8 protein-coding genes are annotated in these 7,529 nt (G+C 47.8%); all 8 read right to left on the reverse strand.

Annotated features, from left to right (window positions below):
• Window positions 1-665 (reverse strand): NAD-dependent epimerase/dehydratase family protein (locus ACOJTG_RS13865; RefSeq protein WP_420154367.1); only part of this gene is annotated, 665 nt, incomplete at its 3' end.
• Between the two features lie 180 nt (window positions 666-845).
• Window positions 846-2,444 carry an ArnT family glycosyltransferase gene (locus ACOJTG_RS13870; protein ID WP_420154368.1) on the reverse strand — a complete coding sequence of 533 codons (1,599 nt, stop codon included), beginning with the start codon at window positions 2,442-2,444 and terminating at the stop codon, window positions 846-848.
• Between the two features lie 42 nt (window positions 2,445-2,486).
• A complete protein-coding gene (locus ACOJTG_RS13875) occupies window positions 2,487-2,768 on the reverse strand; it encodes a hypothetical protein (protein ID WP_420154369.1) in 282 nt (93 codons plus the stop codon).
• Between the two features lie 177 nt (window positions 2,769-2,945).
• Window positions 2,946-3,536 carry a TetR/AcrR family transcriptional regulator gene (locus ACOJTG_RS13880; protein WP_420154370.1) on the reverse strand — a complete coding sequence of 197 codons (591 nt, stop codon included), beginning with the start codon at window positions 3,534-3,536 and terminating at the stop codon, window positions 2,946-2,948.
• Window positions 3,537-3,792: 256 nt separating this feature from the next.
• Entirely contained in the window at window positions 3,793-4,353 is a 561-nt protein-coding gene (frr, locus tag ACOJTG_RS13885) for a ribosome recycling factor (protein WP_420154371.1), read from the reverse strand.
• 125 nt (window positions 4,354-4,478) lie between these two features.
• Window positions 4,479-5,198, reverse strand: a complete 720-nt coding sequence (pyrH, locus tag ACOJTG_RS13890) for a UMP kinase (RefSeq protein WP_094811016.1) — start codon at window positions 5,196-5,198, stop codon at window positions 4,479-4,481.
• A 321-nt stretch (window positions 5,199-5,519) separates the two neighbouring features.
• A complete protein-coding gene (locus ACOJTG_RS13895) occupies window positions 5,520-6,395 on the reverse strand; it encodes a DMT family transporter (RefSeq protein ID WP_420154372.1) in 876 nt (291 codons plus the stop codon).
• Between the two features lie 233 nt (window positions 6,396-6,628).
• The coding region (gene dusB / locus ACOJTG_RS13900) for a tRNA dihydrouridine synthase DusB (protein WP_420154373.1) at window positions 6,629-7,529 on the reverse strand (901 nt) is incomplete at its 5' end.

Genomic DNA, 7,529 nt, shown 5'->3' on the forward strand with positions numbered 1-7,529 from the left:
TCGCGACGCGTACTGCCGTCGCCGTACAACGTAATGGGTTTAGCGTCTAGAATAAGTTCGGCAAATTTATGAATGGCTAAATCAGGCCGTTGCCGGGAACCGTATACGGTGAAAAAGCGAAGAGCCAGAAACTGGATGCCGTGCAAATGAGCGTAGGTGCGACCCAGCATTTCCCCCGAGATTTTCGAGGAAGCGTACGGACTGATCGGTAACAGATTCGTATCGGATTCTTTCCAGGGAACGTTCGGATTCTGACCGTACACGCTGGAAGAGGAAGCGAAAATAAACTTCTGAATGGATAAATGCCGGGCTACTTCCAACAGCGAAAGCGTACCCATCACGTTCGATTCGTAGTACGGACGCGTAGACTCAATACTCTTGCGGACGCCCGCTTTGGCAGCCAGGTGAACGATGGCCTCGAACGATTGCCCTTTCAACGCGTCAAGCAGGTAGTCTTGCTGACTGATATCGGCTTCAACAAACTGAAAATTCGGGTTTTCGAGCAGACCTTTCAGATTCTCGCGTTTCTGGGATACGGGGTAAAAATCATCGAAGTTGTCAATACAGGTAACGGCCACGCCGGGTTGCGAAAGCAACCGCTCGGCGAGGTGACTACCGATAAAACCTGCCCCTCCGGTGATTAGGTACTGTTTTATAGTTTTCATGGATTTCATGATCACTCTTTCTAGGCAATGTGTAGCAACGGGTTCACCGCTTGGAATCAGAAAGGGAGCGAAGTTACGATTCTTTGGCGGGCTATAAACGTTTTAGAGCCACTAAATTGGACAAAACCTTTAAAAGAGCCTTGTTTTTAGGCGAAAAAATGGGAACAATACGGGAAACGCTTACAAAGAACGGGGTAACGGTGGCGGCGTTTTTCGGAACAAAATGGTCGTAGGTGTTTCAAAAAGATCCCGCTTTCGGGCTAATTCCTGTAGTTCAGAAAACGTTGATAACTCTGGCAGAAACTCCGTCCGGGAAATCACGATTACCGAAGGCTCAGTACTGAGGACTTCCTGTAAAGCTTCCGGAGTATTTACGACGTCTACCGATCGATTCAGATAAAAAACATACGCCGGATTGAACTGCTTATAAGCAATAACTTTCTCTTCCGGATTGATCGAGCTAATGGTCTGATTGACTGGATTTTCTCGATCGATGATGGGATAAGCCAGTTGGAAAAACAAAACGGCTGTTACCACAAATGATCCTGCCAATGCCAGCATCGTACGGCTAAATTCGCCGTGTCGGAATCGATACCAGGCCGCCGCCGCTCCGAGGGGGAACGTCAGAAAGATAATCGCCCAGCCCGCCAGATGTGACACCACCGGATCAAGCCGTAAACCCAGGTAAAAGGCTACGGGTAGTAAGGCAGCGAGTACACCATAGGTAATGAGCGAAGGCCGCAGTTTTTTCCAGGCCATTTCCTGATCAAGTACCGAATCCAGAAAAGCCGCAATCAGTACCGCCACGAAGGGATAACTCGGAACAGTATAGTTAAAAAGCTTCGTCCCCGAAAAACTGAAAAATCCAATCACGACGATGGCGATACTAAGTCCAAAAGCCAGGCTTGGTACTCCCTTACGTTGTTTCCAGGCCCGTACGAAGGCTTGCGGAATAAAGATTGAAAAAGGTAATAGTCCAATCAATACGTATAAGGGGGTAATGAGGAAAAATCCGCCGTGCCCTTCCATGGGGGCTTTAAAGCGTTCGATGTTGTGCTTTAGAAAAAATCCTTCCGTCCAGGCACCCGAGGTCGCTTCGTGTACACGCAGGTACCAGGGTAAGGCCAGTACCAACGTCCAGACCAGACCGGGCACTAACCCTAATTGAAACGCTTTTCTGAAAGCTCCTTGAAAGAGCAGAAACAAGCCAATCGCCGCAAAGATGAGTACCAGAGCTACGGGGCCTTTGGCCAGTAGCCCCATGCCCAGCGACGTATAAAAAATCGTCAGATTGAGCATTTTTTTCCGTTGCTGGTACCAGCCGTAGAACGATACCCAGGCCAGGGTCAGGAAAAAAATCAGGTACGGATCGGGTACTGCCATGCGAAACTGGACTCCGACGTGCAGCGAAGCCAACAATACCAAGGCTGAAACCCAGGCGACCCGGGCATTGAAATGACGCCAAGCAAAAGCGAAAATCAGCATAATGGTACCCATGCCGCAGAGGATGGAACCCAGTCGAGCCGAAAATTCACTGATGCCAAACAGAGCGTAGCTTCCCATCATCACCCAGTAGTGCAGGGGCGGCTTATCGGTGCGAAGTTGTCCGTTGAAGGTGGGTACGACCCAATCCTGTCGTTCGTACATCTCGCGAGCACACTCGGCGTTCTTTGCCTCATCGAGGGAATACAACATGAGTTGTGAGGTTCCCAGCGAGAAAAACAGAAAAATGAACAGCCCGAGTAGTAACAAAGATTCAGACCGTGTTAACGATTTCATAGCTGTAAAAGCAAGGCAGCCAAGCTGCCAAACCCAAACACGTTATCGCAAAGGAACCGAAACAGCGGTGGCCTGAAGGGGCAGGGGAGCACTACGGAATGCATTGATCAGATCACCTACGGTATCGATGCTACGCAGCGAAGGCTCGGCGATTTCCTGACCCGTCAGGTGTTCGAGTTCATTGGTTAGTTCACATAATTCCTGATACGTCAGACCGTAGTCTTTTTTGAAGGAATGGTTCAGGCGAACGGAAGAGTATACATAGAAGCTCTTTTTCAGCAGCTTCTTCAACGAAGAAATAAGATGATTCACGGATGTTTTCATGGTCTTTTAAGGAAGTACTCGACGAAATGGCTAACGCCATTTTAAGGAAATCGGGGAGCCTTTGGGGCTAGAGCCCGCAACTGCCCTGGGCAGCAAACGAGCAAAACGTAGGAGACTTGAGGGAGTATGTATAAAAGATCAATAAGTGTTAGGTTAACTCAAAAATGATTCAGGGGGTTACTGTAAGCCTTTCACCAGGATCGATAGCAGTAAATCAATCTTGGCGTCCAGATCGGTACCGGAAAAAAATAAGTCAAATTCCAATCCCCGGAAAGCCGAAACTACGACGTAAGCCAGAAAAGGAAGGTTCGACTGGATCGATTCGCTAAATTCCTGATGGTCTACACCAAATTGTAGTATTTCCTCAAACAGGTTAATTTCTCGCTTGCTAAACTGAATCCGACAAGATTCCATCAAGTCGCGGCTACACGGTAATTCCGTTGAAAGAATCCGGTACAGGTTCAGCTTATTATGTAAGGCTTTTACTTTGGTTTTAATGACTACTTCGATTTTAGTGCGGGCCGATTGCTCTCGCTGGCAGGCCGCGACCATCGAATCAAAAACTTCGTTGATTTCTTTGTTGATGACCGAGACGAAAATATCCTCTTTGCTGGAAAAGTAGTAATAAAGCGTGCTTTTGCCCTTACCCATTGCTTTGGCAATATCTTCCATAGTGGTTTTGGTTAACCCGTACTGCTGAAAGATTTTCTGTGCCGCCTGAATAATGGCTTCTTTAATCTGTTCGTCTTTTACCAGAGTTTCTGTCATTTCGACTAAAATCGTTTTTCGGTCCAAAGGTAATCGCAAGCTTCACATAATTGTCCTCGTGCAGTGAAATATTAAATTATTTTTAACCAGAGGTTATTGTATAGGATAAGCCAATGGACTTTAAGGACAGTAGTGGCTTTACACGTTTCGTATCCCTAAGAGCCTGAATAAATGTAATAGGTTGGGAGGGCTGACGAATAAACAAAAAGTCCTGCCGGTTTGGGCAGGACTTTTGATAAATGCGTAGAATCGAAGTTTAAACGGACATGATGTCAATTTCCTTCGCGGTAAAGACCTGATCAATTTTTACAATGTACTGATCCGTCAGTTTTTGAACGCGTTCTTCACCTTGTTTGACTTCGTCTTCGGAAACGCCTTCTTTCGTCAGTTTTTTGATGCTGTTATTGGCATCCTGACGGGCATTGCGAATGTTAACTTTAGCGGTCTCGATTTCTACTTTCACGCGTTTCACCAAATCGCGACGGCGTTCTTCCGTGAGGGGAGGAATACTGATGCGAAGCAATTCACCGTCGTTGGCGGGTGAAAAGCCCAGGTTTGCATTGCGGATAGCCCGATCAATATCGTTAACCATTTTCTTTTCGAAAGGCTTTACGGTGATCGTACGGGCATCGGGCGTCGTGACAGAGGCTACATTTTGCAGCGGACTCGGTACACCATAGTATTCAACCATAACGCCTTCAAGCATGGCAGGCGATGCTTTTCCAGCCCGAATTTTACTTAATTCAATGGTCAGGTGCTTGATGGCCCCTTCCATGGTTTCTTTCGCAGCTTCGAGATAAAACTCTATTTCGTCCATTGCGGAGATAGTAAGTGTGAAGTTTAATGTGGTTTGAATGGCTTGAAAGGATTGAAACGTTGGATCGAGCCGATCGGGAATCAAACGATTTCAAACAGGATCAAACCTGATAACTTACCGATTCATTAAGAAATAAGTGTACCTACTTCATGACCCATCACCAGATTCAGCAGGTTTCCGGGCTTGTTCATGTCAAATACAACGATCGGTAATTTGTTTTCCCGGCAAAGGGCAAAGGCCGCCAGATCCATTACTTTAAGATCTTTGGCAATGACTTCATCGAAGGAAACACTGGTGTACCGGGTTGCCGTTGGATCTTTTTCGGGATCGGCCGTATAGACACCATCTACGCGGGTACCTTTTAGAACGACATCGGCTTTGGTCTCAATGGCCCGCAAGCTGGCCGCTGAGTCAGTGGTGAAATAAGGGTTACCCGTACCCGCACCAAAAATAACGATCCGGCCTTTCTCCAGGTGACGCATCGCCCGACGGCGAATAAGCGGTTCGCAGATTTGTTCCATCTTTACTGCTGACATCAGTCGCGTAAAGAGGCCTTCTTTTTCCAGAGCTGCCTGAACAGCCATCCCGTTGATTACGGTGGCTAACATGCCCATGTAGTCGCCCTGTACTCGATCCAGACCCGTTGCTTCGAGTTCTTTCCCCCGGAAAATGTTTCCGCCGCCTACTACAATTGCTACTTGAACACCGAGATCTGCAACGCGTTTTACTTCTTTGGCATACTGTTCGAGAATGGAAGAATCGATGATTTTATCCGATTTCTTTTCTCCGCTAAGAGCCTCTCCACTTAGTTTCAGTAAAATTCGCTTGTACTTCGGCGTTTCCATATAGGCAGTTTTTGGGTCGCTAAGTTAAGGGGGCGGGCAGGAGAATGGCAACTGCCCAAGGACTTTTCTTTGAGGAAACCCGAAAGGCGGCCTGGATTTTATGGTGGTTATCAGGCCTTTCTGAGTAGAAATTTGTCGAGGCTAAGCGTAAGAAACTGACTTTATTTTAGCTTAAGCACGGTGTACCCTGGAAGAGAAGGTTCGAAAGCTGTCCCCGCATTTCATACGGGGCTACTTACCTTGAACCCCTGAAAAAGAAGAAGTTAATTGGTTGAAAAGAAATATAATTTGTAAAACTATCAACCGCAGCGGCGGCCGCTATTAACTATCAACTTCTTTCGGCTTAGTGATAGCATTAACCAGATATACGCCAATCAAAATAATCCCCATGCCGATAAAGTGCTGAAACTGTACCTGCTCGTGATCGAGTACGCCCCAGGCCACGGCAATGATGGGAATCAGGTAGGTAACGGAACTGACAAATACCGGTCCAGTCATCTGTAGCAACTGGTTGTAGAAAATCATGGCAATGCCCGAACCTACCAGACCCAGCGTTACCGCCGCGGCAAACGACCAACCCGCTCCTTCCATACTAAAACGGGCTACAAAATCGGTTTGTAGCAGAAAGGCCATGGCAATCGGAGCAATGGTGACGAAGGTGAGTCCCGTCAGAATGAAGGGTTTCACACCCGAAAGATGGGTTTTTAGTAAATGGGGATTGATACCGTACAGGATCGTGGCCAATATAACCAGCAACGAGTACGAGTTAAACGAAAGGCTTCCTTGGGTACCACTGAGCGTAATGAGAATACAACCCATCAGCCCTAAAGCCAGGCCAATCAATTGCCGTCTATTGATTTTCTGCCTGAAAAAGAGTACGCCAATGATCAGTACAAACAGCGGCGTAAAGGCGTTCAGGATACCGACCAGCGAGCTTTTCATGTGCATGACCGCGTAGGAAAACAGGTACGCTGGCAAAAAACTTCCCACCATCCCGCAAACAAAGCCCCAGAACCACTGGCGAAGCGTAGGTAAGTTGTTGATCTGCGAGAGTAGGATGGGTACAAAAAAAGCTCCGGCCGCCAGCAGACGAAACGAAGCAATTTGTACGCCGGAAAACGTATGCAAGGCCTGTTTCATCAAAATGAAGGAACTGCCCCAGGTAAGAGCAAGTCCCATTAGGATGATCCAGGCCATAGCTGGAGTAGATTTCTGATTCATACAAGGGGAAGAAAGGGAGGGTTGTTCGTTACTGATTGTTCGTTAATTGGCTTCTTATGAACCCAACCCTAAACAACCTGGTACGAACACCAGCCAAAAAAGCATGGGTTGCTAGGTAGTGGTTGATGGTTACTAGTAAATCCAACCCTGCCAATCCTCCCCAATGCCTAACAACCGCCAACTACTAACTAACAACAAAAAACAAATAGCTAATAACTAGCCTCCAGACTATACGTGGCACTGATTTCCTGGAGAATTTCTTCGACTTCCGCAAACGTATCGGCCTGTACCAGTCGGTTCCGGAATGATTTGGCTCCATCCATACCTTTGAAATAACTGGCGTAGTGCCGCCGCATTTCCAGTACACCCAGCTTTTCACCTTTCCAGCGAATGGAAAATTCCAAATGCTGCCGGCATACCGCCACACGGTCCGCAATGGTTGGGGGCGTTAGGAACGTACCTGTCTTCAGGAAATGTTTGATTTCATTGAAAATCCAGGGATAGCCAATGCTGGCCCGACCAATCATGATACCGTCAACGCCGTAGCGATTCCGGTACTCCAAAGCCTTTTCGGGCGTAGTAATATCGCCGTTACCGAAAATCGGAATCCGTATACGGGAATTTTCTTTGATTCTGCCAATCAGTGTCCAATCCGCTTCTCCCTTGTACATTTGCACGCGGGTACGTCCGTGGACCGTTAGGGCCTGAATGCCGATGTCCTGCAAGCGTTCGGCGACGTCTTCGATATTCTTGGTGGAGTCGTCCCAGCCCAGGCGGGTTTTTACCGTCACGGGTAGATGCGTAGCTTTAACCACGGCTTCGGTCATGGCGACCATTTTAGGAATATCCTGCAGCAGGGCAGCACCGGCACCCCGGCAAGCCACCTGTTTCACCGGACAGCCATAATTGATGTCGATCAGATCGGGCGAAACGGCCGTAGCGATTTTCGTACACTCCGCCATCGTTTCGATGTCCGAACCAAAGAGTTGAATACCGATGGGCCGTTCGTATTCAAAAATGTCAAGTTTCTGCCGACTCTTGACGGCGTCACGAATCAGGCCTTCACTGGATACGAATTCCGTATACATCAAGTCCGCTCCACCGGCCTTA

The organism is Siphonobacter sp. (assembly GCF_048595215.1).
Classification (GTDB): domain Bacteria; phylum Bacteroidota; class Bacteroidia; order Cytophagales; family Spirosomataceae; genus Siphonobacter.

Coding starts and splice junctions, on each gene's coding strand:
- ACOJTG_RS13870 (WP_420154368.1), bottom strand. CDS start 2,444: ATGAAATCGTTAACACGGTCTGAATCTTTGTTACTACTCGGGCTGTTC.
- ACOJTG_RS13875 (WP_420154369.1), bottom strand. CDS start 2,768: ATGAAAACATCCGTGAATCATCTTATTTCTTCGTTGAAGAAGCTGCTG.
- ACOJTG_RS13880 (WP_420154370.1), bottom strand. CDS start 3,536: ATGACAGAAACTCTGGTAAAAGACGAACAGATTAAAGAAGCCATTATT.
- frr (WP_420154371.1), bottom strand. CDS start 4,353: ATGGACGAAATAGAGTTTTATCTCGAAGCTGCGAAAGAAACCATGGAA.
- pyrH (WP_094811016.1), bottom strand. CDS start 5,198: ATGGAAACGCCGAAGTACAAGCGAATTTTACTGAAACTAAGTGGAGAG.
- ACOJTG_RS13895 (WP_420154372.1), bottom strand. CDS start 6,395: ATGGCCTGGATCATCCTAATGGGACTTGCTCTTACCTGGGGCAGTTCC.